Genomic DNA, 23,817 nt, shown 5'->3' on the forward strand with positions numbered 1-23,817 from the left:
AAAAGGCCACGCGATTGCGTGGCCTTTTTGCGTTGCGTCACCGGTCTTTGAGGCTCAAGCCTCCACCATCGCCCGCTCGATTTCGATCCGGTAATCATGAAACAGCGCGACCGATTCCCGGTGCGCGACGCTCAGAATAGCCGCCTTCGGCAGCCGATCGACGAGCGTGTTGTAGATATGGAGTTCGTTGTCCGCATCGAGCGCGCTCGTGGCTTCGTCGAGAAACACGAAGTCCGGCTTGTGCAGCAGCACGCGCGCCGCGGCGAGCCGTTGCTGTTCCCCCGGCGACAAACTTCGCGCCCAGTGTCCGCTCTCCTCCAGCCGATCCCCATACGCCTCCAGATTGCACGCGCGCAGCACTTCGCGCGATTCCTCGTCGGTGAACGTGCCGCCCGGCGACGGATACGACAGCGCCGCGCGCAACGTGCCGATCGGCAGATAACTTTGCTGCGGGATGAACATCATCTTCGCGTCGACCGGTGCGTCGATCGTGCCGTCGCCGAACGGCCACAAGCCCGCGAGCGCGCGCATCAACGTGCTCTTGCCCGATCCCGACGGCCCCACGACGAGCCATCGCGATCCCGGCTCGACCGATACATCCGCCACACGCGACAGCGGCGTGCCGTTGGGCAACGCGAGCAGCAAGCCGGTCGTCGTCAGTGAGTCCGTGCTCGTGTAATGCAGGTTGATGCCGCCGTGCTCCGTCGCGGGCGACGTCTCTTCCCGGATATGCGTCGAGCGCATCACCCGCTTGAATTCGCGCAGACGGTTGACAGTCGCGCGCCATTCAACCAGCGTCGAGTAACTGTTGATGAACCACGAAAACGAATCGCTGACCGTGCCGAACGCCGACGAGATCTGCATCAGCACGCCGAAAGAAAAAGCGCCCGCGAAGTAGCGCGGCGCGGCCACCATGATCGGGAAAATGATCGCGATCTGACCGTAGAAGCTCAGCACGAAGGTCATGCGCTTCGTGTACTTCATGATGAGCCACCAGTTGTCGCGGATGCGCTGGAAGATGCTCTTCGCGTTCGCGGTTTCGGTGGCGATGCCGTCATAGAACGCAATTTGCTCGGCGTTCTCACGCACGCGAATCAGCCCGAAACGGAAGTCCGCTTCCACCTTCTGCTGCTGATAGTTGATCGACACCAGCGGATGCCCGACCTTCTGAATGATCAGCGAGCCGAGAATCGCGTAGAGCGCGGCGGCCCAGACCATATAGCCCGGAATGACGATCGGCGTGCCGCCGAGCGTGAGTGTCAGCGCGCCGGCGATGGTCCACAGAATCGTGATGAAGGTGACGAGGGTGACGAGCGTCGAAAGCAGATCGAGCGACAGCGTGAGCGTGGTCGTCGCGAAGGACTGCAGGTCGTCGCTGATACGCTGGTCGGGGTTGTCGGCGAGGCGGTCGCGCTCGATTCGATAGAACGCGCGGTCGCCGAGCCATTGCTCGAGAAACCGGTTCGTGAGCCATTGCCGCCAGCGGAAAGCGAGCATCTGACGCAGATATCGCCCGTAGACCGCGAGCAAAATGTAGGCGAACGCGAGACCGGTGAAGATCAGCAACAAATGCGGGAAGTCGCGGACGTTCTTGTTCTGCAGCGCGTTGTAGAAGTCCGCGTTCCAGCTGTTGAGCCGCACGTTGATCCACACGACGGTCATGTTGATCGCGATAATCGCGACGAGCAGCCCCCACGCGAAGCCTCGTTCCTCGGATATCCAGTACGGTTTGATGAGGCTCCACGCCGAGACTTCGTCCGCCTTCTGCTGCGTGTTTTCGGGATTTGAGTTGGCCATGACCTTTCTGCTTGTGCGCCGGCTTGCCGGCGGGTTGACACGTGTCGCTGCGGGATCGGGCATGCGGCGATGTCGCGCGCAGCCGCTTCCAGCCTCGCAGATTGTTGGGACGTTCCCTTAACTGCCGCTTAATACGGTGCGATCGTTCGATGAACCGCGTTCGGGGCATTGTGCCAGAGTGAGGCAGCGGACGATCAACGCGGCAAGCGCGCGCGGGCAATCCCGGTTTGCAGCGGCTTCGGCTTTTATGCTCTAATGACTTTTGGCGAAACAGGGGTGCTTTGCGCGCGATCGGTATCGAATGAATCGAGCGCGGCGAGGCTGAGAGAGACCCTTTGCACCCGATCCGGGTAATACCGGCGAGGGAAGTTTCCGGAGAACGCGCGACACCTGCGCCTTTCCTCCAGGTTCTTCCAGTCTTCCTTTCCGTCCGGTGCGTCCTTCTCGCGCCGGGCCGGTCTCTCCGCTGTTTCGTCCTTGTTCGCGTGGGTTCGCCAATGGCCGCTTGTTGCGGTGCAAAGACGCGCCCGTCGCCAAAGGAGACATCGGATAGTGATTAGCATCGATCAGACCGCCGCAAAGCCCGACTTCGCCGTGATCGGCGGCGGGCTCGTCGGGCGGCTCGTCGCGTGGCAACTCGCGGGCGCGGGTCACGGCGTCGCGCTGTACGAGCGCGGCGACGAATCGGGCGCGCAGTCGGCGGCGTGGGTCGCCGCCGCGATGCTCGCGCCGCTCGCCGAAGCGACGAGCGCCGAGCCGCTGGTCGTCGAACTCGGCGCGGCGTCGCTCGCGCGGTGGCCGGATCTGCTCGCCGCGCTGCCCGAGCCGGTCTTCTTCCAGCGCAACGGCACGCTCGTCGTCTGGCATGGCGCGGATCGCGCGGAAGCGCCGCTTTTCGAGCGCCGGTTGCGCGCGAATGCGCCTGCCGCCTTGCTCGATGGCGGTTTCCTGAAGCTCGCCGGCGCGCAGCTCACGCAGGCGGAACCCGCGCTCGGCTCGCGTTTCGCGCAAGGCTGGCTGCTGCCGCACGAAGGCCAGCTCGACAACCGTCAGGCGCTCAAGGCGCTCGCGGCGGGGCTGGCGGCGCGCGGCGTGCAGACGCACTGGAACACGCCTGTCGATGCACTGCCCGATGCGCGATGGATCATCGATTGCCGTGGACTCGGCGGCAAGCCCGCGTGGCCCGCGCTGCGCGGCATTCGCGGCGAAGTGGCGCGTGTTCATGCGCCGGGCATCGGTCTTACGCGGCCGGTGCGGCTGCTGCATCCGCGCTATCCGCTCTATATCGCGCCGAAACAGGACGACCTCTATGTGATCGGCGCGACTGAAGTCGAAGGCGAGGACATGTCGCCCGTCAGCGTGCGATCGGCGCTGGAACTGCTGAGCGCGGCCTTCGCGGTCCATCCCGGATTCGGCGAGGCGCGCATCCTCGAACTCAACTCGCAATGCCGGCCGACGTTGCCGGATCATCGTCCGGCCATCGTATGGGATGGGGCGCGGATCATGCGCGTGAACGGGCTGTACCGGCATGGCTTCATGATCGCGCCCGAAGTCGCGGATTCCGCGTGCGCGCTCGCGGATGCGCTCGCCGGCGGAACGGTGCGTGACGCCGCTTCCTTCGACGACTTCCGCCGCCACGCACGATGGTCCGAACTGCTGCACGGCGCGTTCGAAACGACGACCGCATGACCGCGTGACCGACATCAGAGACAAAGCATGAACATCCACATCAATCAGCGCGAGTTCACGTTGCCCGACACGGCGACCGTTACCGACGCGCTCGCCGCCTTCGGCGCGAAGCCGCCGTTCGCGGTCGCGCTGAACGGCCAGTTCGTCGCGCGCGGCGAACACGGCACGAAGACGCTCAACACGGGCGACAAGCTCGACATCGTTTCGCCCGTCGCGGGCGGCTGAGTCCACTACCGAGGACGATCATGACCACACATCCCGCCGCCGATGCCCTGACGCTCTACGGCCAGTCGTTTCCGAGCCGCGTGCTGCTCGGGACGTCGCGCTATCCGTCGCTGCAGTCGCTATCGGATTCCATCGACGCCGCGCGTCCCGGCATGGTGACCGTCGCGCTGCGCCGGCAATCCGAAACCGGGGAGGCCGGCTTTTTCGACGTGCTCAAGCGCCACGGCGTCGCGCTCCTGCCGAACACCGCTGGCTGTCAGAGCGTGGACGAAGTGCTGACCACCGCTTACATGGCGCGCGAAGTGTTCGATACGCCGTGGATCAAGCTCGAACTGATCGGCGACGACTACACGCTCCAGCCCGATCCCATCGGCCTCGTCGAAGCCGCGGCGAAGCTCGTGCGCGACGGCTTCAAGGTGCTGCCTTACTGCACCGAAGACCTCGTGATCGGCCGCCGTCTGCTCGATGCCGGCTGCGAAGCGTTGATGCCGTGGGGCGCGCCCATCGGCACGGGCAAGGGCGTGACGAATCCGTATGGCTTGCGCACGTTGCGCGAGCGCTTGCCGGACGTGCCGCTGATCGTCGATGCCGGTCTTGGCGTGCCGTCGCATGCGTGTCAGGTGATGGAATGGGGCTTCGACGGCGTGCTGCTGAACACGGCGGTTTCGCAAGCGACTTTTCCGCCGCAGATGGCGCGCGCATTCGCGCTGGGCGTCGAGGCAGGACGCACGGCGTTCCTCGCCGGTCCGATGGCCGAGCGCGACAGCGCGCAGGCGAGCACGCCGGTCGTCGGCATGCCGTTCTGGCATCAGGACGGAGGCGCGGCATGACCCTGCTCGAACGCGAAGTGTTCTGGCCGCCGGCGGACGAACTCATCGAAGTGACGGAGCGCATCCGTGCGCGACTGGGCGACTGGCCCGCCGCCTCGACGCGCTGGCGCATCTGCCTGACGCCGCCCGAATCGCCGGGCGCGCAGGATCTGGTCGTGTTCACGGAAGCGCACGACATCGACGTCGAATCGATCGAGGCAGGCGGCGCGGCAGTCGTGGAAGCGCAGGGCGAACGCGTGACGCTCACGCGCGCCGGCGACCGCTTCGTGCTGGAAGGCTCGCGGTCCGACGACTGGCTCGCGGCGCTTGCTGCGTTTCTGGACTGCAACTTCGAGCCGCACGACGCGCTCGTGCTCGCACTCGCCTGGCGCAGCGGCGACGAGGCGAAGGAAGACGCATGGCCCGTCGATTTCGCGACGTTTCCGCGCGTCGGCGATCTGCCGCCCGCGCCGGAACCGGGTTTTCCGCCGTGCCCGGACAAACTGGGTCTGTATCCGGTGCTGCCGAGCGCCGAATGGACGGAGCGCGTGCTCGACCTCGGCGTCGTCACCGCGCAGTTGCGCCGCAAGAGCAACGACGCTGACGATCTCGAGCGTGAGATCTCTCGGTCGGTGGCGGCGGGGCGGCGGCATCAGGCGCGGCTTTTCATCAACGATCACTGGCGCGCGGCGATCGCGGCGGGCGCGTACGGGGTCCACCTCGGCCAGGAAGACGTGCAGACCGCCGATCTGCACGCAATCGCGCGGGCAGGATTGCGGCTCGGGCTGTCGACGCACGGCTATTACGAGATGCTGCGCGCGCTGCATTTCCGGCCGAGTTATCTCGCGATGGGGGCAGTCTTCCCGACGACGACCAAAGTCATGCCGACGAAACCCCAGGGCCTCGCGCGTCTTCGCCGCTACGTGCAGTTGCTCGGTGGCCGCGTGCCGCTGGTCGCGATCGGCGGTATCGACGGCAACGTGATTGCCGACGTGCTCGCGACGGGCGTCGGCAGCGCGGCGGTCGTGCGCGCGGTCACGGAAGCACCGGACACGGCTGCGGCGGTCTCGTCGCTGCAACAGAAGTTTGCAGGTCAGTGCTGACAGTTCTGAAAAAGCAAGGTCTGGCAGCCTAGGGCGAAGCACCGATTGCACGCAGGCCCTATAATGCGGCGTTTTGCGTCAACGGAACTTCTTACCCAGTGCCAGCCTCTTCAGAGACTCTGCTAGAGCTTCGCGACGTCGACTTCGGTTACGGCGACCGGCTCGTCCTGTCCAACCTGAACATGCGATTCACGCGTGGTCAGGTGGTCGCGGTCATGGGCGGCTCGGGCTGCGGAAAGACCACGACGCTGCGGCTGGTCGGCGGTCTCGTCAAGGCGAGCCGCGGCCAGGTGCTGTACGGCGGCCAGGACGTCGGCGCACAGACGCGTGACGGCCTGTACGCGCTGCGCCGCAAGATGGGCATGCTGTTCCAGTTCGGCGCGCTCTTCACGGACCAGACCGTGTTCGAGAACGTCGCGTTCCCGCTGCGTGAGCATACCGATCTGCCGGAAGAACTCATCCGCGATCTCGTGCTGATGAAGCTGAACGCGGTTGGCTTGCGCGGCGCGCGTACGCTCGCGCCGTCGGAAATCTCGGGCGGCATGGCACGTCGCGTGGCGCTTGCCCGCGCCATCGCGCTCGACCCCGAACTGATGATGTACGACGAGCCGTTCGCCGGTCTCGATCCCATCTCGCTCGGCATCACCGCGAAGCTGATCCGCACGATCAACGACGCGCTCGGCGCGACCTCCATCCTCGTTACGCACGACGTGCCCGAATCGTTCGCCATCGCGGACTACGTGTACTTCATCGCCAATGGCGGGATTCACGCGGAAGGCACGCCGGCCCAGTTGCGCGCGTCGCAAGACCCGACGGTGCGTCAGTTCATCGACGGCACGCCGGACGGTCCTTTCAAGTTCCACTACGCGAGCCAGCCGCTCGCCGCGGATTTCGGCATCGGAGGCAAGGCATGATCAGCGCACTCGGACGCTGGGTGCTCGACGGCTTCGGCACCGCCGGTTACGCGACGCGGATGCTCGTGCGCCTCGTGCTCGAATTCTTCCCGCTGCTGCGCCGTCCGCGCCTTGTCACGAAGCAGATCCACTTCGTCGGCAATTATTCGCTTGTGATTATCGCGGTGTCGGGCTTGTTCGTCGGCTTCGTGCTCGGGCTGCAGGGCTATTACACGCTCAATCGCTATGGCTCGGAGCAGGCGCTCGGGCTGCTCGTCGCGCTGTCGCTCGTGCGCGAGCTCGGGCCGGTCGTCACCGCGCTGCTGTTCGCGGGGCGCGCGGGCACGTCGCTGACGGCCGAAATCGGCTTGATGAAAGCAGGCGAGCAACTCACGGCGATGGAAATGATGGCCGTCGATCCCATGAAAGTGGTGGTCGCGCCGCGCATGTGGGCGGGCATCATCGCTATGCCGGTGCTTGCGGCCATTTTCAGCGCGGTCGGCGTGATCGGCGGTTACGTGGTCGGCGTGTTGCTGATCGGCGTGGATGCGGGCGCGTTCTGGTCGCAGATGCAAGGCGGCGTGGACGTCTGGCGCGACGTAGGCAACGGCGTCGTGAAAAGCGTCGTGTTCGGTTTCGCGGTGACGTTCATCGCGTTGTTCCAGGGCTACGAAGCCCGGCCGACGCCCGAAGGCGTCTCCCGCGCGACGACCAAGACGGTCGTGTATGCGTCGCTCGCGGTGCTCGGCCTCGATTTCCTGCTGACCGCGTTGATGTTCAGCTGATGGACCCGGCGCGGACGTCCGGCAGGGCGTGGGCGTTGTGAGGGGCACAGACCGTCACGCGCGTTCCGCGACAAGATTCTCTTTGGAAAGACGATGAAAAAGACTGCTCTCGACTTTTGGGTCGGCCTCTTCGTGGTGCTCGGTTTCGTGGCGCTGCTGTTCCTCGCGCTGAAGGCGGGCAACATGAGTTCCCTGTCGTTCCAGCAAACCTATGCGGTGCGGCTCAAGTTCGACAACATCGGCGGACTCAAGCCGCGCGCGCCCGTGAAGAGCGCGGGCGTGACGGTCGGGCGCGTCGGCTCGATCGGCTTCGACGGGAATACGTACCAGGCGGTCGTGACCATCGATATCGACAAGCAGTATCAGTTTCCGAAGGACTCGTCCGCGAAGATCCTGACCTCCGGCCTGCTCGGCGAGCAGTACATCGGCCTGGAGCCTGGCGGCGACGACCAGATGCTCAAGAATGGCGACACGCTCACGATGACTCAATCGGCAGTCGTGCTCGAAAACCTGATCGGACAATTCCTCTACAACAAGGCTGCGGATTCTGGCGCCTCTAAAGCGGCGGCACCTGCTGTCCCTGCGCCCGCGTTCCCCGGAGCCGCAAGCGCGATGGGCGCAGCGCCCGCACCGGCGGCGTCGGACGCCGCCCAATAAGGAGAATCGTATGTACGCGATGGGGCTGCGGCGCGTGCTTGTCTCGGCGGCGGTGGTGACGCTTGCCGGCTGCGCAACGGTGACGACGCCGACCAAGGGCGATCCGTTCGAAAGCTACAACCGCACGATGTTCACGATCAACGACAAGGTCGATCAGGTCGCGTTGAAACCGGTTGCGAAGGCATACGTGTGGGCCGTTCCGGAGCCGGTGCGCAACAGTGTCACGAATTTCTTCTCGAATATCGGCGACGTCTACATCGCGGCGAACAACCTGCTGCAACTGAAGATCGCGGACGGCGTGTCGGACATCATGCGCGTCGCAATCAACACGGTGTTCGGTGTCGGCGGCCTGTTCGACGTCGCCACCGTCGCGAAACTGCCTAAGCATGCGGGCGACTTCGGCCTCACGCTCGGCCATTACGGCGTGGCGCCCGGACCGTACGTCGTGCTGCCGCTGCTCGGGCCGAGCACCGTGCGCGATACGAGCGGGCTCGTCGTCGACTATTTCGGCAATCCGCTGAGCTACGTCAGTCCCGATTCGGTGAGCTGGGCGCTGTACGGCGTGAATCTCGTCAATGTGCGTGCGAACCTGCTCGGCGCGACCGACGTTCTCGCGGACGCTGCGCTCGACAAATACTCGTTCGTGCGTAATGCGTATCTGCAACGACGTCAGTATCTGATCGGCGAGAGCAGGGGCGCGGACAACGACACCGCACCGCCGGACTACGACGAAGCGCCGCTGCCAAGCTACGCGGAGCCGGAAGGCGCGGCTGGTGCTGCCGGTCCTGTCGGTGCGGTTGGCGCTTCCGCGACTGCGGTTCCGCCTGCGGCATCGGCGGCGGAGGCGGCGTCGGGCGCGGCTCCTGCTTCGGACACCGCTGCGGCGCCGGGCGCGGCCAGTTCGACGGGCAGCACCACGGTGCCGGGCAATCAGTATGTCCCGCCGCGTGCCCCGCCAGGTTTTCCTTCGTTCCGCTTGCGCTAGGCTGATCGACGCTAACGCGCGGTAACACAACTGACAGCATTTTTTACAGCTTGAGCGGTGCGTTCACTGAACTACGGTCGAGTGAGCGCGCTCAAACCCAAGCCACCTTTTTGCAGGAACTGCGATGAAAAAATTCTTTTTGCTTCCCTTGTTCGCCCTGTTCATGGCGCTGTGCGGCGCGGCCTCGGCGCAGACCGTCGACTCGAACTCGCCCGACGGCATGATCAAGACCGTGACGCAGCAGGTTCTCGATCAGATCAAGTCGGACCCGCAACTTCAGTCGGGCAACATTCAGCGCATCACCGAACTCGTCAACCAGAAGATCCTCCCGTACACGGACTTCACGCGCACGACGCGTCTCGTGATGGGCCGCAACTGGAACACGGCCACGCCGGAACAGCAGAAGCAGATCGTCGAGCAGTTCAAGATGCTGCTGATCCGCACGTACTCGGGCGCGCTCGGCCAGGTTCGCAACCAGACCATTCAGTACAAGCCGTTCCGCGCATCGCCGGAAGATACGGATGTCGTGGTCCGCTCGGTCGTGATGAACAACGGCTCGCCGGTCGAACTGGACTATCGCCTGTACAAGACGCCGCAAGGCTGGCGCGTGTATGACATCAACGTGCTCGGCGCATGGCTGATTCAGGCATACCAGCAGCAGTTCAGCGAGCAGATTTCGCAACACGGTGTCGACGGTCTGCTGCAGTTCCTGACGCAGCGTAACCAGCAACTCGCGAACGGCAAGGCCTCGTCGTGAGTTCAGCTGGCACCGGCGGCCGTTTTCAGACGGCCGCGACGCTGACCCACGAAAGCGCGAAGTCCGCGCTCGAGGCGGGTCTTTCGCGCATCGCCGCCGGCGCGACGGAAGTCGATTGCGCGCCGCTCCGGCAGTTCGATTCGTCCGCGCTCGCCGTGCTGCTCGCATGGCAGCGCGCGGCCACCTCGCGCGGCGCTGCGCTCGGCATCGTCAACCTTCCCTCCGGGCTTGCCAGTCTCGCGCAAGCCTATGGCGTCGACACGCTCCTCACCTTCCGACATTGATCCTGTCCTGACTTCTTTCAGGCGTGGCGGCGCGCGCTTCGAGCGTGACTGCCGCCGCAAACAGGATCGTTCCGACGTCGGGTCAATCGGCTTTGCCCTATAATCAAACGTTTTTTCGGGCCCATCCCCGGCTCCTTTCGAGCGAGCCCCGGTCCCGTCAAGCGACAATCCGCCAATCGAGGCGCGGCCGCACGAGGCGCGCGCACTGTCAATGTCAGCCATAGAAATCCGAAACGTCAGGAAGCGCTACAAGGACCTTCAGGCGCTTAAAGGCGTGAGCCTCACGGTGGAAGACGGCGAGTTCTTCGGTCTGCTCGGGCCGAACGGCGCGGGCAAAACCACGTTGATCAGCATCCTCGCCGGGCTCGCGCGAGCCGACAGCGGCAGCATCAGCGTGCGCGGCCACGATGTCGTCAGCGATTTCCGGGCGGCGCGGCGCGCGCTCGGCGTCGTTCCGCAAGAACTCGTGTTCGATCCGTTCTTCACCGTCCGCGAGTCGCTGCGCATCCAGTCGGGCTATTTCGGCTTGCGCAACAACGACGACTGGATCGACGAAGTCATGGCGAACCTCGATCTCACCGAGAAAGCCGACGTCAACACGCGCGCGCTGTCCGGCGGCATGAAGCGACGCGTGCTGGTCGCGCAGGCGCTGGTGCATCGGCCGCCCGTGATCGTGCTGGACGAGCCGACCGCCGGCGTCGATGTCGAACTGCGGCAAACGCTGTGGAAATTCATCTCGCGCTTGAATCGCGAAGGCCACACCATCGTGCTGACCACGCATTACCTCGAAGAAGCCGAGTCGCTGTGCGACCGGCTCGCGATGCTTCGCCGTGGCGAAGTCGTCGCGCTCGAACGCACGAGCACGTTGCTGCAGCGTTTCTCCGGCATGCAGCTTTACTTGCGGTTTTCGAGCGGCGTGCTGCCCGCCGAACTGCGTCAGCTCGAAGTCGATCCTCACGCGGTGTCGGGCGCACAGCATCTGTTGCGCTTGTCGAACTACGACGAAGTCGAGCCGATCCTCGCGAAGTGCCGCGCAGCCGGCTGCAGTTTCGATGAAATCGAAGTGCGCAAAGCCGATCTCGAAGATGTGTTCGTGCAGGTGATGAACGAGCCTGAAGTCGTCGAGGGCCTGTCATGAGCGGCTTTCGCACATTGTTCTACAAGGAACTGCTGCGCTTCTGGAAGGTGTCGTTCCAGACGGTGCTCGCGCCCATCGTGACCGCGCTGCTTTACCTGACCATCTTCGGCCACGCGCTGTCGGGCCATGTTCAGGTCTATCCTGGCGTCGGCTATACGAGCTTTCTCGTGCCCGGTCTCGTGATGATGAGCGTCCTGCAAAACGCGTTCGCGAATAGCTCGTCGTCGCTGATTCAGTCCAAGATCACCGGCAATCTCGTGTTCGTGCTGCTTCCGCCCATCGCGCACTGGGAGATGTTCTTCGCCTACGTGCTGGCGTCGGTCGTGCGCGGATTGTGCGTGGGGCTGGGCGTGTTCATCGTGACGATATGGTTCATCCCGATGTCTTTTTCTTCGCCGTTCTACATCATTGCGTTCGCGATGCTCGGTTCGGCGATCCTCGGCACGCTCGGCCTGATCGCCGGCATCTGGGCCGACAAGTTCGATCAACTGGCCGCGTTTCAGAACTTCCTGATCATGCCGCTGACGTTTCTTTCGGGCGTGTTCTATTCGACGCACACGCTGCCGCCGCTGTGGCGCGCGGTGTCGCATCTGAACCCGTTCTTCTACATGATCGACGGTTTCCGCTACGGCTTCTTCGGCCTTTCCGATGTCAACCCGCTGGTGAGTCTCGGCATCGTCGGCGGCTTTCTGGCCGTGCTGGCGCTGATCGCCGTGCGTCTGCTCGCGAGCGGCTACAAGCTGCGTCACTAACTCATCTCAAGGACACGTCATGTTGCCGACTCCGGAGCAAGTGAAGGATTACATCGCTGGCGGCTTGCAGTGCCAGCATCTCGAAGTGGAAGGCGACGGTCAGCACTTCTTCGCGACCATCGTGAGCGATGCGTTCGTCGGCAAGCGGCTGATCGCGCGTCATCAACTGGTGTACGCGGCGCTCGGCGAGCGCATGCGCGAGGAGATTCATGCGCTCAGCATGAAGACCCTCACCCCCGACGAATGGAAATCGGCCTGATCCATCCGGCGAAGCCAACAGGTCAAAGTCACTCTCAGCAACACCGCAACACCCGGCATCACCGGCAGGAAACAGTGCGAATCATTCAAGATAACCGCGGCGCCGAATCTGGCTCCGCAGCAGGACGCTCGGTCGAAGGACAAGCAACCATGGACAAACTGGTCATCACAGGGGGCGCGAAGCTCTCCGGCGAAATCACCGTTTCGGGCGCGAAGAACGCGGCTCTGCCGATTCTGTGCGCGAGCCTTCTCACCGCCGAGGACGTCCAGCTGTCGAACGTTCCGAACCTCAAGGACGTGCGCACGACGCTCGAACTGCTGCGCCAGATGGGCGTCCAGTCGCAGGCGCTGCAGGACGGCTGCGTGACGCTGAACGCATCGAAGGTCGACAAGCTCGTCGCCCCTTACGAGATGGTCAAGACCATGCGCGCGTCGATCCTCGTGCTCGGGCCGCTCGTCGCGCGCTTCGGCGAGGCGAAGGTGTCGCTGCCGGGCGGCTGCGCGATCGGCGCGCGTCCGGTCGATCAGCACATCAAGGGTCTGCAGGCGATGGGCGCGGAGATCAACATCGAGCACGGCTTCATCGAAGCGCGGGCGAAGCGGTTGAAGGGCGCGCGCATTGTCACCGACATGATCACCGTTACGGGCACCGAGAACCTGCTGATGGCGGCGGTTCTGGCCGATGGCGAGACGACCATCGAGAACGCGGCGCGCGAGCCCGAAGTCAGCGACCTGGCGAATCTGCTCGTCGCGATGGGCGCGAAGATCGACGGCATCGGCACTGACCGGCTGGTGATTCAGGGCGTCGAGAAGCTGCACGGCGCGAAGCACGCCGTGGTGCCGGACCGTATCGAAGCGGGCACGTTCCTGTGCGCGGTGGCGGCCGCCGGCGGCGATGTCACGCTGCGTCATGTCACCCCGTCGCTGCTCGACGCGGTCACGGCGAAGCTGCGCGAAGCGGGCGTGTCCATCGAGGAAGGCGAGGACTGGATGCGCGTGCGCATGAGCAAGCGTCCCGAGGCCGTCAACATTCGCACGTCCGAATATCCGGCGTTTCCGACCGACATGCAGGCGCAGTTCATGGCGCTCAACGCGATTGCGAACGGCACGTCGCAAGTCGTCGAGACCATCTTCGAGAATCGCTTCATGCACGTGCAGGAGCTGAATCGTCTCGGCGCGAGCATCACGATCGACGGGAAGACGGCGCTCGTCGCCGGCGTCGAGCAACTGTCGGGCGCAAAGGTGATGGCCACCGACCTGCGCGCGTCGGCGAGCCTCGTGATCGCGGCGATGTGCGCCGACGGCGAAACGCTGATCGACCGCATCTACCATCTGGATCGCGGCTACGACCGCATGGAGTCGAAACTGACGGCCGTGGGCGCGAACGTTCGCCGCATCAAGGGCACGGGGAGCGAGCAATGAGCTCGTTGCCGCAGACCTCGTCGTCGGTCGGCGCGAGCGCCCCGCTCACACTCGCGTTGTCGAAAGGGCGTATCTTCGAAGAGACGGTGCCGCTGCTCGCGGCAGCTGGCGTGCAGGTGGCCGAAGATCCGGAAAGCTCGCGCAAGCTGATTCTGCCGACGACCAATCCGAACCTGCGCGTGATCATCGTGCGTGCGACCGATGTGCCAACGTACGTCGAATACGGCGCAGCGGACTTCGGCGTTGCCGGCAAGGACGTGCTGATCGAACACGGCGGCAGCGGTTTGTATCAGCCGATCGATCTCGACATTGCGCGCTGCCGGATGTCGGTCGCGGTCAAGGCCGGCTTCGACTATGCAAACGCGGTGCGTCAGGGCGCGCGCCTGCGCGTCGCGACGAAGTACACGCAGACGGCGCGCGAGCACTTCGCGGCGAAGGGCGTGCACGTCGACTTGATCAAGCTGTACGGCTCGATGGAACTCGCGCCGCTCGTCGGTCTGGCGGATGCGATCGTCGATCTGGTCAGTTCGGGCGGCACGCTGCGCGCCAATAATCTGGTCGAGGTCGAAGAAATCATGCAGATTTCGTCGCGTCTCGTCGTGAATCAGGCGGCGCTGAAGCTGAAACGCGCGGCGCTCAAGCCTTATCTCGACGCGTTCGAGCGCGCCTCGGCCGGCACGAACAACTAGGGCGGCCGCATCGCGCGGTGCGCCACAGCACACGGAAACCAGCATGTCTATCAAGATTCGTAAGCTCGATTCCAGCACCGTCGGTTTTCAGAAGGCGCTGCGCGCGGTTCTCGCGTTCGAAGCGAGCGAGGATGACGCCATCGAGCGCGCCGTCGCGCAGATTCTCACGGACGTGAAATCGCGCGGCGATGCCGCCGTGCTCGAATACACGAACAAGTTCGATCGCCTGAAGGCCGAAAGCGTCGCGGCGCTCGAACTGCCCGTCTCGGAGATGGAAGCCGCGCTCGAAGGGCTCGAGCCGAAGCGCCGCGCGGCGCTCGAAGCAGCGGCGGCGCGTGTGCGCGGCTACCACGAGAAGCAGCGCATCGAATGCGGAAGCCATAGCTGGCAATACACCGAAGCCGACGGCACCGTACTCGGCCAGAAAGTCACGCCGCTCGATCGCGCCGGTATCTACGTGCCGGGCGGCAAGGCGGCGTATCCGTCGTCGGTGCTGATGAATGCGATTCCGGCGCGCGTCGCGGGCGTCAAGGAAATCGTGATGGTCGTGCCGACGCCCGACGGCGTGAAGAATCCGCTCGTGCTTGCCGCGGCGCTGCTTGGCGGCGTGGACCGCGTGTTCACCATCGGCGGAGCGCAGGCGGTCGGCGCGCTGGCCTACGGCACGGAATCGGTGCCGGCGGTCGACAAGATTTGCGGGCCGGGCAACGCCTACGTCGCATCCGCGAAGCGGCGCGTGTTCGGCACCGTCGGCATCGACATGATCGCGGGGCCGTCGGAAATTCTCGTCATCTGCGACGCCACCACCGATCCGCGCTGGGTCGCGATGGACCTCTTCTCGCAAGCCGAGCACGACGAACTCGCGCAATCCATTCTGCTGTGCCCCGATGCGGCGTTCATTCAGCGCGTGGAAGATGCGATCGTCGAACTGCTGCCCGCCATGCCGCGCCGCGACGTCATTCAACGTTCGCTCGAGGATCGCGGCGCGCTGATCAAGGTGAAGGACATGGCCGAAGCCTGCACGATCGCCAACGACATCGCGCCGGAGCATCTGGAAATCTCCGCGCTCGATCCGCATCAGTGGGCCGCGCAGATTCACAACGCAGGCGCGATGTTCCTCGGCCGGTACACCAGCGAAAGCCTTGGCGATTACTGCGCCGGGCCGAATCACGTGCTGCCGACTTCGCGGACCGCGCGTTTCTCGTCGCCGCTCGGCGTGTACGACTTCATGAAGCGTTCGAGCGTGATTGAAGTGAGCGCCGACGGTGCGCAGACGCTCGGCGAAATCGCGGCAGAACTCGCCTATGGCGAAGGCTTGCAGGCGCATGCGAAGAGCGCCGAATACCGGATGAAAAACCTCGGCTGAAGCGGGCCGATCCCATTGACCAAGGCGGACTGAGAGCCGCCGGCGGCTCCATGACGACACCACAAGACATCATTCGTCCCGACATCCTCGCGATGACGAGCTATCCCGTGCCCGATTCCACGGGTCTCATCAAGCTCGACGCGATGGAAAATCCGTACACGCTTCCGGCCGATCTCGCCGGGCGCCTCGGCGCGCATCTCGCGGGCGTCGCGCTGAATCGCTATCCGGCGCCGCGTCCGGCGGACCTCATCGCGAAACTCAAGCGCACGATGCACGTGCCCGACGCCTGCGACGTGCTGCTCGGCAACGGCTCGGACGAATTGATCAGCCTGATGTCGATCGCATGTGCGAAGCCGGGCGCGAAGGTCGTCGCACCGGTGCCGGGCTTCGTGATGTATCAGATGTCGGCGGCGTTCGCGGGGCTGGAGTTCGTCGGCGTGCCGCTCAACGCCGACTTCACGCTCGATGCCAACGCGCTCGTCGCGGCCATCGAAGAGCACGCGCCGGCGCTCATTTATCTGGCGTATCCGAACAACCCGACCGGCACGCTTTACGACGACGCCGACATCGAACGCGTGATCGCGGCGGCGGGCAGGAGTCTCGTCGTAATCGATGAGGCGTACCAGCCGTTCGCGGGGAAAACGTGGATGCCGCGTGCGGCGGAGTTCGACAACGTCGTCGTGATGCGGACGGTGTCCAAGCTTGGACTGGCGGGTATCCGCCTCGGTTACATGGCAGGGCGTCCCGCGTGGATCAACCAGTTCGACAAGGTGCGCCCGCCGTACAACATCAACGTGCTGACGCAAGCCACCGCCGATTTTCTGCTCGATCATCTCGACGTGCTCGACGCTCAGGCTGCCGCGCTGCGCGAAGAGCGCACGCAACTGGCCCGCGAAGTGGCCGCGCTGCCGGGCATGACGGTCTATCCGAGCGCGGGCAACTTTCTGCTCGTGCGCGTGCCGGACGCCGCGCTGGCGTTCGAAACGCTGCTTACGTCGCGGGTTCTGATCAAAAACGTGGGTAAAATGCACCCGTTGCTTTCAAACTGCGTGCGGTTGACGGTCGGAACCGCCGACGAGAACGCGCAGATGATCGCCGCGCTCAAGAAACTCTCTACTTTTGATTAAGCCTCAAGGAAACACCATGCGCATTGCGGAAGTCGTTCGCAACACCAGCGAAACGCAGATCCGTGTGAAGCTCGATCTGGACGGCGCCGGCAAGCAGAAGCTTGCTACCGGCGTGCCGTTCCTCGATCACATGCTCGATCAGATCGCCCGTCACGGGCTGTTCGACCTCGAAATCGAAGCGCATGGCGACCTCCATATCGACGATCACCATACCGTCGAGGACACGGGCATCACGCTGGGGCAAGCGGTGGCGAAGGCCATCGGCGACCGCAAGGGCATCCGCCGCTACGGACACTCGTATGTGCCGCTGGACGAAGCGCTTTCGCGCGTGGTCATCGATTTTTCGGGGCGGCCGGGGCTCGAATTCAACGTGCCGTTCACGCGGGCTCGCATCGGCAATTTCGATGTCGATCTCACGATCGAATTCTTTCGCGGCTTCGTGAACCACGCCGGCGTGACGCTGCATATCGACAACCTGCGTGGCATCAACGCGCATCATCAGGTCGAGACCGTGTTCAAGGCATTCGGCCGCGCGCTGCGCATGGCCGTCGAACTGGACGAACGCGCGGCGGGGCAGATTCCATCGACCAAGGGCAGTCTCTAAAAGCTGCATGCCGATTCGGCGCGATCCTGCGCACAACCCGGCTGGCCATCCGCGATGGATCTCTTCAAGTCGTTTATATCCTTGCTCGCGCTGATCAACCCGATCGGCGCGATACCGTTTTTTCTCAGTCTCACCGCGCAGCAGTCCGATGTGGAGAAGCGCAACACCATCCGCGTCGCGTGTATTTCGGTGTTTTGCGTGATCGCTGTGACCGCGCTGCTCGGACAGCAGATCATCGCGTTCTTCGGCATCTCGGTGGGATCGTTCGAAGTCGGCGGCGGCATCATCATGTTGCTGATGGCGATCAGCATGTTGAACGCGCAAATCGGCAACGCGCGCTCGACGCCGGAAGAGCGCATGGAAGCCGAGGAGCGCAACAGCGTCGCCGTCGTGCCGCTCGCGATTCCGCTGCTCACCGGGCCGGGATCGATCAGCACGGTGATCGTCTACGCCGCGAACGCGCAGCACTGGTACGACCGCTTCGGGCTGGTCGTGCTGGGCGCGATCATCGCGGCGCTGTGCTTCGGCGCGCTGAACCTCGCCGAGCCGATCGCGCGCTGGGTCGGGCGCACCGGCATCAACATCGGCACGCGTCTCATGGGATTGATGTTGTCGGCGCTGGCGGTGGAATTCATCGTCGACGGATTGAAGGCCCTGTTGCCTACTTTGAAATGAAAACTTCGATTGCGATTGTTGATTACGGAATGGGCAACCTGCGCTCGGTGTATCAGGCGCTGAAGAAAGCCGCGCCGGACGCCGACGTGGCGATCGTCGATCAGCCGCAAGCCATCCATGCGGCCGATCGCATCGTGCTGCCGGGGCAGGGTGCGATGCGCGACTGCATGGCGCATCTCGGCGAATCGGGGCTGCAGGAAGCGGTGATGCAGGCGTCGCGCGAAAAGCCGATGCTCGGCGTGTGCGTCGGCGAGCAAATGCTCTTCGACTGGAGCGAGGAGGGCGACACCAAGGGCCTCGGGCTCTTTCCCGGCAAGGTGCTGCGCTTCCATCTGGAAGGCCGCGTGCAGGACGACGGCTCGCGCTTCAAGGTGCCGCAGATGGGCTGGAACCGCGTGCGTCAGACGCAGGCGCATCCGGTATGGGACGGCATTGCGGATGGCGCGTTCTTCTACTTCGTGCACAGCTATCACGTGGTGCCCGACAATCCCGCGCATACGTCCGGCGAAACCGTCTATGGCGACGCATTCACCTCCGCGGTCGCTCGGGACAACATCTTCGCGACGCAGTTTCACCCTGAAAAAAGCGCGGACGCGGGCCTGCGCCTGTATCGGAACTTCGTGCACTGGAATCCGTGAGACGCACCGCACGTTAGCCGTTCGACGTATGCCGGCCGCCGGCAGAATGCTGCAAGACTTGTACTACACTAGCGAGACGGCCCGGGCGGCCGTTCTCATCAATTTCACCCAGACACTACGCGATACCTATGCTGCTCATTCCGGCCATCGATCTTAAAGACGGTCAGTGCGTGCGCCTCAAGCAGGGCGATATGGACCAGGCGACCATTTTCTCGGAGGATCCGGCGGCGATGGCCCGGCATTGGGTCGACAAAGGGGCGCGCAGGCTGCACCTCGTCGACCTGAACGGGGCATTCGCGGGCAAGCCGCGAAACGGCGACGCGATCCGCGCGATCATCGAAGAAGTGGGCAGCGAGATCCCGGTGCAACTGGGCGGCGGCATTCGCGATCTGAACACGATCGAACGCTATCTGGACGATGGTCTCTCATACGTGATCATCGGCACGGCGGCGGTGAAGAATCCGGGCTTTCTGCAGGACGCGTGCACCGCGTTCGCCGGGCACATCATCGTCGGGCTGGACGCGAAGGACGGCAAAGTCGCCACCGACGGCTGGAGCAAGCTGACCGGCCACGAAGTCGTGGACCTCGGCCGCAAGTTCGAGGACTACGGCTGCGAGTCGATCATCTATACCGATATCGGCCGCGACGGCATGCTTCAGGGCATCAACATCGACGCCACCGTGCGGCTTGCGCAAGCGGTCAAGATTCCAGTGATCGCGAGCGGCGGTCTGTCGAGCATCGCGGACATCGAGTCGCTGTGCGAAGTCGAGAGCGAAGGCATCGAAGGCGTGATCTGCGGCCGCGCGATCTACTCCGGCGATCTCGATTTCAACGCCGCCCAGACGCGCGCCGACGCGCTGCGCGAAGCGGACGACGCTTGAATTCCGCTGCTTCGCCTCTCGCGCGAATTGCTTGGTAGCGCGCCGGGCGGCGCTGGCCGCCCTCACTTGTATCGAACCGGCAGTGGCAAGAACATGGCTCTCGCAAAACGCATCATCCCTTGTCTCGACGTGACCGCTGGCCGCGTCGTCAAAGGAGTCAACTTCGTCGAACTGCGCGACGCGGGGGATCCCGTCGAAATCGCGCGGCGCTATGACGATCAGGGCGCCGACGAACTCACGTTCCTCGACATTACCGCGACGTCCGATCAACGCGATCTCATTCTGCCGATCATCGAAGCGGTCGCGTCACAGGTCTTCATTCCGTTGACGGTCGGCGGCGGCGTGCGCGCGGTCGAAGACGTCCGCCGGCTGCTCAACGCGGGCGCGGACAAGATCAGCATGAATTCGTCGGCGGTCGCGAATCCGCAACTCGTGCGCGATGCGTCGGACAAGCACGGTTCGCAGTGCATCGTCGTCGCGATCGACGCGAAGCGCGTATCGGCGGAAGGCGAGCCGGCGCGCTGGGAAGTGTTCACGCACGGCGGCCGCAAGGCCACGGGCATCGACGCGATCGAATGGGCGCGCAAGATGGCCGAGCTCGGCGCGGGCGAAATTCTGCTGACGAGCATGGATCGCGATGGCACGAAGGCCGGCTTCGACCTCGCGCTGACACGCGCCGTATCGGATGCCGTGCCGGTGCCCGTGATCGCTTCGGGCGGCGTCGGCAACTTGCAGCATTTGGCGGACGGCATCGTCGACGGTCGCGCCGACGCGGTGCTCGCGGCGAGCATCTTCCACTACGGCGAGCACACGGTCGGGGAAGCGAAGCGCTTCATGGCGGACCAAGGCATTTCGGTGAGGATCTGAACGTGACCGATCAAGCGAGCTGGCTCGACAAGGTGAAGTGGGACGCCAACGGCCTCGTCCCGGTCATCGCGCAGGAGGCGTCGACGAACGACGTCCTGATGTTCGCGTGGATGAATCGCGAGGCGCTTGCGAAGACCATCGAACTGAAGCGCGCGGTGTATTTTTCCCGCTCGCGTCAGCGGTTGTGGTTCAAGGGCGAGGAATCGGGGCACGTACAACACGTCCATGACGTGCGCCTCGATTGCGACGAGGACGTCGTGCTGCTCAAAGTCGAGCAGGTTTCGGGCATCGCCTGTCACACGGGCCGCCACTCCTGTTTCTTCCAGAAATTCGAAGGAACGGCTGACAACGGCGAGTGGATCGCCGTCGAGCCGGTCCTGAAAGACCCAGAAAGCATCTATAAATGACGCAAGCCAACACGCTGGACACGCTGCTGCGCCTCGCCGCCGTCATCGACAGCCGCAAGGGCGGAGATCCGGAACAATCCTACGTTTCGAGACTCTTTCATAAAGGTGACGACGCGATCCTGAAGAAGATCGGCGAGGAAGCGACGGAAGTCGTGCTCGCCGCAAAGGACGCGCGCCACGGCGGCGCTCCGCGTGCGCTCGTCGGCGAAGTCGCCGATTTGTGGTTCCACTGTCTCGTGATGCTGTCGCATTTCGACCTGAGCCCGGCCGACGTCGTCGCCGAACTTGAGCGGCGCGAAGGCTTGTCGGGTATCGAGGAAAAGGCGCTGCGCAAATCGCGCGAGCGCGAACAGAACGGCGGCTGACGAGAGTTTCGCTCACATTCTCGCGCACGCGTTGGAGGCAAGCATGAGAACGCCCGATCAGCCGTATCCGCCGACCGTATTCACGGACCCCGGCGAAGCGGATCGCCTGCGCCGGCTGCGCACGCTGACGCACATCGTCTACGCGCTTTACGCGCTTTATTGGCTGACGGGCGGCTTGACCGTGCTGGTCGCCATCATCATCAATTACCTGAAGCGCGGCGACACCGTCGGCACGCCGTACGAAGCCCATTTCACGTGGCAGATACGCACGTTCTGGTGGGCGGTGCTCGGGCATGTCATTGGCGTAGCGTTGCTGTTCGTCGGCATCGGCTTCGTAATCTTATTTGCGGTCGGTATCTGGACCCTTTATCGCGTCATCAAGGGCTGGCTGTTTCTATACGAAAACAAAGCGATCGAGCCGCGCGCGTGGTTTTGATCGGCAACGCCGGTTCTCCGGGCATTGGATACTCATGAGCCAAGACAACTGCATCTTCTGCAAGATCGCCGCCGGGCAGATTCCGAGCACGAAGGTCTACGAGGACGACGAGTTCGTCGCCTTCAACGACATCAACCCGGCCGCGCCGGTTCACGTGCTGGTCATCCCCCGCAAGCATATTGAAACACTTTCGGACTGCTCCGAAAGCGATGCTCCGTTGCTTGGTAGAATGGTGCATCTCGTTGGCCGTTTGGCAAAAGACCTGGGCGTTTCCTATACAGGGGGCGACACCGGTTTCCGCACGGTCATCAACACCGGGCCGGGCGGCGGGCAGGAGGTGTATCACATTCATGCGCATCTTTTGGCCGGGGAGCGCCCTTGGCGGCGGATGGGCTGAGACGGCTTTCATCGGCGTGTCGGCTTTTCAAGGCAATATTGGGCGCGGAAAATCGATATTCGTGAGCCGAAGCGCCACCGCTTCGGCCAGGGCCGCAAAGTCAGGCATCCGTCGCGGAAATGGCTTGTCGGTCGAACTAAGGAGAGTTTTCATTCATGGGTTCGTTGAGCATTTGGCATTGGTTGATCGTGTTGCTGATCGTGGCGCTCGTCTTCGGGACGAAGAAACTGCGCAATATCGGCGGCGATCTGGGCGGCGCGGTGAAGGGGTTCAAGGAAGGCATGCGCGAAGGCGATAACCCGGCCTCGCCGGAACAGCGCGAACTGCCGCGCAACGGCGCAGTCGACGTGGAAGCGAAGGACAAGACCCGTTCCGGCGACTACCGCTGATCGGGCCGCTGACCGCAACCATTCACTTTCTCGTCAATGCTCGATCTCGGTCTGACCAAAATGGCGCTCATCGGCGTCGTCGCGCTGGTGGTGCTCGGGCCGGAGCGTTTGCCCGGCGTGGCGCGCACGGCTGGCGCGCTCTTCGGCCGCGCGCAGCGGTACATCAACGACGTCAAGTCGGAGGTGGCGCGCGAGATGGAGCTCGATGAGCTCAAGAAGATGCGAACGCAGTTCGAGACGGCGGCGTCGAATGTCGAGACGACGATTCACGACAACTTGAAACGCCACGAGTCAGAACTGAACGACGCGTGGAATCAGGGAACATCGGTTTCAAGCAACATCGCGGGCGGCGGGGAATCGTCGGGTGCGGACGATGGCGGTTCCGGCGAGCAATGGCCCGCCGCTACGTCAACGCCTGCCAAGCGCAAGAACTGGCGCGTCAAGCAGAGCGCGGTTCCGAACTGGTACAAGCGCACGACCGCGCGCCGCACGCGTGTGCAGTCGGGCGCGGCGCGTGTCGCGCGGCACACGCCCGCCACCCTGCGCCGTCCGACGAAATTCTTCTGATACGGCCGCATTCCTTCCATCGATGACCCATACCGAGGGCCGGCGTGAGCGACCCGCAACAAAATAAAGACGAGCCCGTCGAAGAGACGTTCATTTCGCATCTGGTCGAACTGCGCGATCGCATCATCCGCGCGGGCGCGGCGGTCATCGTCGTATTCATCTCGCTCGTGTACTGGGCGCCCGATATCTTTAAGCTGCTTGCACGGCCGCTGATGCAGAACCTGCCGCGCGACGGCAAGATGATCGTCACCGACGTGACCGGCTCCTTCTTCGTGCCGATGAAGGTGACGATGCTCGTGGCCTTTGTCATCGCGCTGCCGATCGTGCTGTATCAGATCTGGGCGTTTGTCGCGCCGGGGCTGTATCAACATGAGAAGAAGCTCGTCGGGCCGCTCGTTTTCAGCAGCTATACGCTCTTTCTCTGCGGCATGGCCTTCGCGTATTTCGTTGTGTTTCCGACCATTTTCCGCGTAATGGCGCATTACAACGCGCCGCTGGGCGCGGAAATGACAACGGATATCGACAATTACCTGAGCTTCGTGCTGACCATGTTCATCGCGTTCGGCGTGACGTTCGAGGTGCCGATCGTCGTCGTGTTGCTCGCGCGCATGGGCGTGGTGTCGATTCCGAAGCTGAAGCAGATTCGCCCTTACGTGATCGTCGGCGCGTTCGTCATCTCGGCGGTGGTGACGCCGCCGGACGTGTTTTCCCAACTGATTCTCGCGATCCCGCTCGTCATTCTGTATGAGGCGGGGATCATTGCGGCGCGGTTCGTGGTCGGCAAGGAAGCGGTCAAAAGCGAGGAGGCGGCGGCGGAATAGGCTTAGCGCGGTGCGGCAGATTGTCGCGGTTTCC

At 63.9% G+C, this 23,817-nt stretch carries 30 protein-coding genes and 1 riboswitch; of the genes, 29 read left to right on the forward strand and 1 reads right to left on the reverse strand.

Annotated elements, in window-relative coordinates:
- Window positions 1-54 precede the first annotated feature (54 nt).
- Window positions 55-1,797, reverse strand: coding sequence for an ABC transporter ATP-binding protein/permease (locus AB6804_RS24530; protein WP_370888662.1), 1,743 nt, complete (start codon window positions 1,795-1,797; stop codon window positions 55-57).
- A gap of 262 nt (window positions 1,798-2,059) precedes the next feature.
- Window positions 2,060-2,182: riboswitch (TPP riboswitch) on the forward strand.
- Window positions 2,183-2,349: 167 nt separating this feature from the next.
- Here AB6804_RS24530 and AB6804_RS24535 point away from each other — a divergent pair.
- The 29 genes from AB6804_RS24535 to tatC all read left to right on the forward strand — a co-directional run bounded on the left by AB6804_RS24535 (window position 2,350) and on the right by tatC (window position 23,783).
- Window positions 2,350-3,486: an FAD-dependent oxidoreductase gene (locus tag AB6804_RS24535; protein ID WP_370888663.1), complete on the forward strand. Its 1,137-nt coding sequence runs from the start codon at window positions 2,350-2,352 to the stop codon at window positions 3,484-3,486.
- A 27-nt stretch (window positions 3,487-3,513) separates the two neighbouring features.
- Window positions 3,514-3,711, forward strand: coding sequence for a sulfur carrier protein ThiS (gene thiS / locus AB6804_RS24540; RefSeq protein WP_035967662.1), 198 nt, complete (start codon window positions 3,514-3,516; stop codon window positions 3,709-3,711).
- 20 nt (window positions 3,712-3,731) lie between these two features.
- Window positions 3,732-4,541, forward strand: coding sequence for a thiazole synthase (locus AB6804_RS24545; protein WP_035967663.1), 810 nt, complete (start codon window positions 3,732-3,734; stop codon window positions 4,539-4,541).
- The gene (thiE, locus tag AB6804_RS24550) at window positions 4,538-5,623 is read left to right on the forward strand and encodes a thiamine phosphate synthase (RefSeq protein ID WP_370888664.1); all 1,086 of its coding nucleotides are present in this window, start codon (window positions 4,538-4,540) and stop codon (window positions 5,621-5,623) included. The genes AB6804_RS24545 and thiE overlap by 4 nt, the downstream gene beginning before the upstream one ends.
- A gap of 98 nt (window positions 5,624-5,721) precedes the next feature.
- The gene (locus tag AB6804_RS24555) at window positions 5,722-6,537 is read left to right on the forward strand and encodes an ABC transporter ATP-binding protein (RefSeq protein WP_370888665.1); all 816 of its coding nucleotides are present in this window, start codon (window positions 5,722-5,724) and stop codon (window positions 6,535-6,537) included.
- Entirely contained in the window at window positions 6,534-7,301 is a 768-nt protein-coding gene (gene mlaE, locus AB6804_RS24560) for a lipid asymmetry maintenance ABC transporter permease subunit MlaE (protein WP_370888666.1), read from the forward strand. Before AB6804_RS24555 ends, mlaE begins: the two co-directional genes overlap by 4 nt.
- A 93-nt stretch (window positions 7,302-7,394) precedes the next feature.
- Window positions 7,395-7,958 (forward strand): outer membrane lipid asymmetry maintenance protein MlaD, encoded by a 564-nt coding sequence (gene mlaD / locus AB6804_RS24565; RefSeq protein WP_370888667.1) that lies wholly within the window; start codon window positions 7,395-7,397, stop codon window positions 7,956-7,958.
- A gap of 10 nt (window positions 7,959-7,968) precedes the next feature.
- On the forward strand, window positions 7,969-8,943 hold the full coding sequence (locus AB6804_RS24570) for a VacJ family lipoprotein (protein ID WP_370888668.1): 975 nt from the start codon (window positions 7,969-7,971) through the stop codon (window positions 8,941-8,943).
- A gap of 124 nt (window positions 8,944-9,067) precedes the next feature.
- Window positions 9,068-9,700, forward strand: coding sequence for a phospholipid-binding protein MlaC (locus AB6804_RS24575; protein ID WP_370888669.1), 633 nt, complete (start codon window positions 9,068-9,070; stop codon window positions 9,698-9,700).
- On the forward strand, window positions 9,697-9,984 hold the full coding sequence (locus AB6804_RS24580; protein ID WP_035967672.1) for a lipid asymmetry maintenance protein MlaB: 288 nt from the start codon (window positions 9,697-9,699) through the stop codon (window positions 9,982-9,984). Before AB6804_RS24575 ends, AB6804_RS24580 begins: the two co-directional genes overlap by 4 nt.
- 211 nt (window positions 9,985-10,195) lie before the next feature.
- Window positions 10,196-11,122 (forward strand): ABC transporter ATP-binding protein, encoded by a 927-nt coding sequence (locus tag AB6804_RS24585; RefSeq protein WP_370888670.1) that lies wholly within the window; start codon window positions 10,196-10,198, stop codon window positions 11,120-11,122.
- Window positions 11,119-11,874, forward strand: coding sequence for an ABC transporter permease (locus tag AB6804_RS24590; protein WP_035967674.1), 756 nt, complete (start codon window positions 11,119-11,121; stop codon window positions 11,872-11,874). The genes AB6804_RS24585 and AB6804_RS24590 overlap by 4 nt, the downstream gene beginning before the upstream one ends.
- 19 nt (window positions 11,875-11,893) lie before the next feature.
- Window positions 11,894-12,133 carry a BolA family protein gene (locus AB6804_RS24595; RefSeq protein ID WP_035967676.1) on the forward strand — a complete coding sequence of 80 codons (240 nt, stop codon included), beginning with the start codon at window positions 11,894-11,896 and terminating at the stop codon, window positions 12,131-12,133.
- Between the two features lie 149 nt (window positions 12,134-12,282).
- Window positions 12,283-13,554: a UDP-N-acetylglucosamine 1-carboxyvinyltransferase gene (gene murA / locus AB6804_RS24600; protein ID WP_370888671.1), complete on the forward strand. Its 1,272-nt coding sequence runs from the start codon at window positions 12,283-12,285 to the stop codon at window positions 13,552-13,554.
- The gene (hisG, locus tag AB6804_RS24605) at window positions 13,551-14,243 is read left to right on the forward strand and encodes an ATP phosphoribosyltransferase (protein WP_035967679.1); all 693 of its coding nucleotides are present in this window, start codon (window positions 13,551-13,553) and stop codon (window positions 14,241-14,243) included. The genes murA and hisG overlap by 4 nt, the downstream gene beginning before the upstream one ends.
- A 43-nt stretch (window positions 14,244-14,286) precedes the next feature.
- Window positions 14,287-15,609 carry a histidinol dehydrogenase gene (hisD, locus tag AB6804_RS24610; RefSeq protein ID WP_370888672.1) on the forward strand — a complete coding sequence of 441 codons (1,323 nt, stop codon included), beginning with the start codon at window positions 14,287-14,289 and terminating at the stop codon, window positions 15,607-15,609.
- Window positions 15,610-15,659: 50 nt separating this feature from the next.
- A complete protein-coding gene (gene hisC, locus AB6804_RS24615; protein WP_370888673.1) occupies window positions 15,660-16,736 on the forward strand; it encodes a histidinol-phosphate transaminase in 1,077 nt (358 codons plus the stop codon).
- A 16-nt stretch (window positions 16,737-16,752) separates the two neighbouring features.
- Window positions 16,753-17,340, forward strand: coding sequence for an imidazoleglycerol-phosphate dehydratase HisB (gene hisB / locus AB6804_RS24620; protein WP_035967682.1), 588 nt, complete (start codon window positions 16,753-16,755; stop codon window positions 17,338-17,340).
- A 54-nt stretch (window positions 17,341-17,394) separates the two neighbouring features.
- The gene (locus AB6804_RS24625; protein WP_244793918.1) at window positions 17,395-18,015 is read left to right on the forward strand and encodes a YchE family NAAT transporter; all 621 of its coding nucleotides are present in this window, start codon (window positions 17,395-17,397) and stop codon (window positions 18,013-18,015) included.
- The gene (hisH, locus tag AB6804_RS24630) at window positions 18,012-18,653 is read left to right on the forward strand and encodes an imidazole glycerol phosphate synthase subunit HisH (protein WP_035967686.1); all 642 of its coding nucleotides are present in this window, start codon (window positions 18,012-18,014) and stop codon (window positions 18,651-18,653) included. Before AB6804_RS24625 ends, hisH begins: the two co-directional genes overlap by 4 nt.
- A gap of 128 nt (window positions 18,654-18,781) precedes the next feature.
- Window positions 18,782-19,534 carry a 1-(5-phosphoribosyl)-5-[(5-phosphoribosylamino)methylideneamino]imidazole-4-carboxamide isomerase gene (gene hisA / locus AB6804_RS24635; RefSeq protein ID WP_035967687.1) on the forward strand — a complete coding sequence of 251 codons (753 nt, stop codon included), beginning with the start codon at window positions 18,782-18,784 and terminating at the stop codon, window positions 19,532-19,534.
- 93 nt (window positions 19,535-19,627) lie between these two features.
- Complete coding sequence (gene hisF / locus AB6804_RS24640) at window positions 19,628-20,401, forward strand: imidazole glycerol phosphate synthase subunit HisF (protein WP_035967688.1); 774 nt, start codon at window positions 19,628-19,630, stop codon at window positions 20,399-20,401.
- A gap of 2 nt (window positions 20,402-20,403) precedes the next feature.
- Complete coding sequence (hisI, locus tag AB6804_RS24645) at window positions 20,404-20,808, forward strand: phosphoribosyl-AMP cyclohydrolase (protein ID WP_035967690.1); 405 nt, start codon at window positions 20,404-20,406, stop codon at window positions 20,806-20,808.
- Complete coding sequence (locus AB6804_RS24650; protein WP_035967691.1) at window positions 20,805-21,173, forward strand: phosphoribosyl-ATP diphosphatase; 369 nt, start codon at window positions 20,805-20,807, stop codon at window positions 21,171-21,173. The genes hisI and AB6804_RS24650 overlap by 4 nt, the downstream gene beginning before the upstream one ends.
- Window positions 21,174-21,216: 43 nt before the next feature.
- Complete coding sequence (locus AB6804_RS24655; RefSeq protein WP_244793921.1) at window positions 21,217-21,609, forward strand: hypothetical protein; 393 nt, start codon at window positions 21,217-21,219, stop codon at window positions 21,607-21,609.
- A gap of 34 nt (window positions 21,610-21,643) precedes the next feature.
- Window positions 21,644-22,006: a histidine triad nucleotide-binding protein gene (locus AB6804_RS24660; RefSeq protein WP_035967695.1), complete on the forward strand. Its 363-nt coding sequence runs from the start codon at window positions 21,644-21,646 to the stop codon at window positions 22,004-22,006.
- A gap of 155 nt (window positions 22,007-22,161) precedes the next feature.
- The gene (gene tatA, locus AB6804_RS24665; RefSeq protein ID WP_244793922.1) at window positions 22,162-22,395 is read left to right on the forward strand and encodes a Sec-independent protein translocase subunit TatA; all 234 of its coding nucleotides are present in this window, start codon (window positions 22,162-22,164) and stop codon (window positions 22,393-22,395) included.
- 36 nt (window positions 22,396-22,431) lie between these two features.
- On the forward strand, window positions 22,432-22,962 hold the full coding sequence (tatB, locus tag AB6804_RS24670; RefSeq protein ID WP_370888674.1) for a Sec-independent protein translocase protein TatB: 531 nt from the start codon (window positions 22,432-22,434) through the stop codon (window positions 22,960-22,962).
- Between the two features lie 44 nt (window positions 22,963-23,006).
- The gene (tatC, locus tag AB6804_RS24675) at window positions 23,007-23,783 is read left to right on the forward strand and encodes a twin-arginine translocase subunit TatC (RefSeq protein ID WP_370888675.1); all 777 of its coding nucleotides are present in this window, start codon (window positions 23,007-23,009) and stop codon (window positions 23,781-23,783) included.
- Window positions 23,784-23,817 lie beyond the last annotated feature (34 nt).

The sequence above is a fragment of the Caballeronia sp. RCC_10 genome (assembly GCF_041360715.1).
In the GTDB taxonomy this organism is placed as follows: domain Bacteria; phylum Pseudomonadota; class Gammaproteobacteria; order Burkholderiales; family Burkholderiaceae; genus Caballeronia; species Caballeronia grimmiae.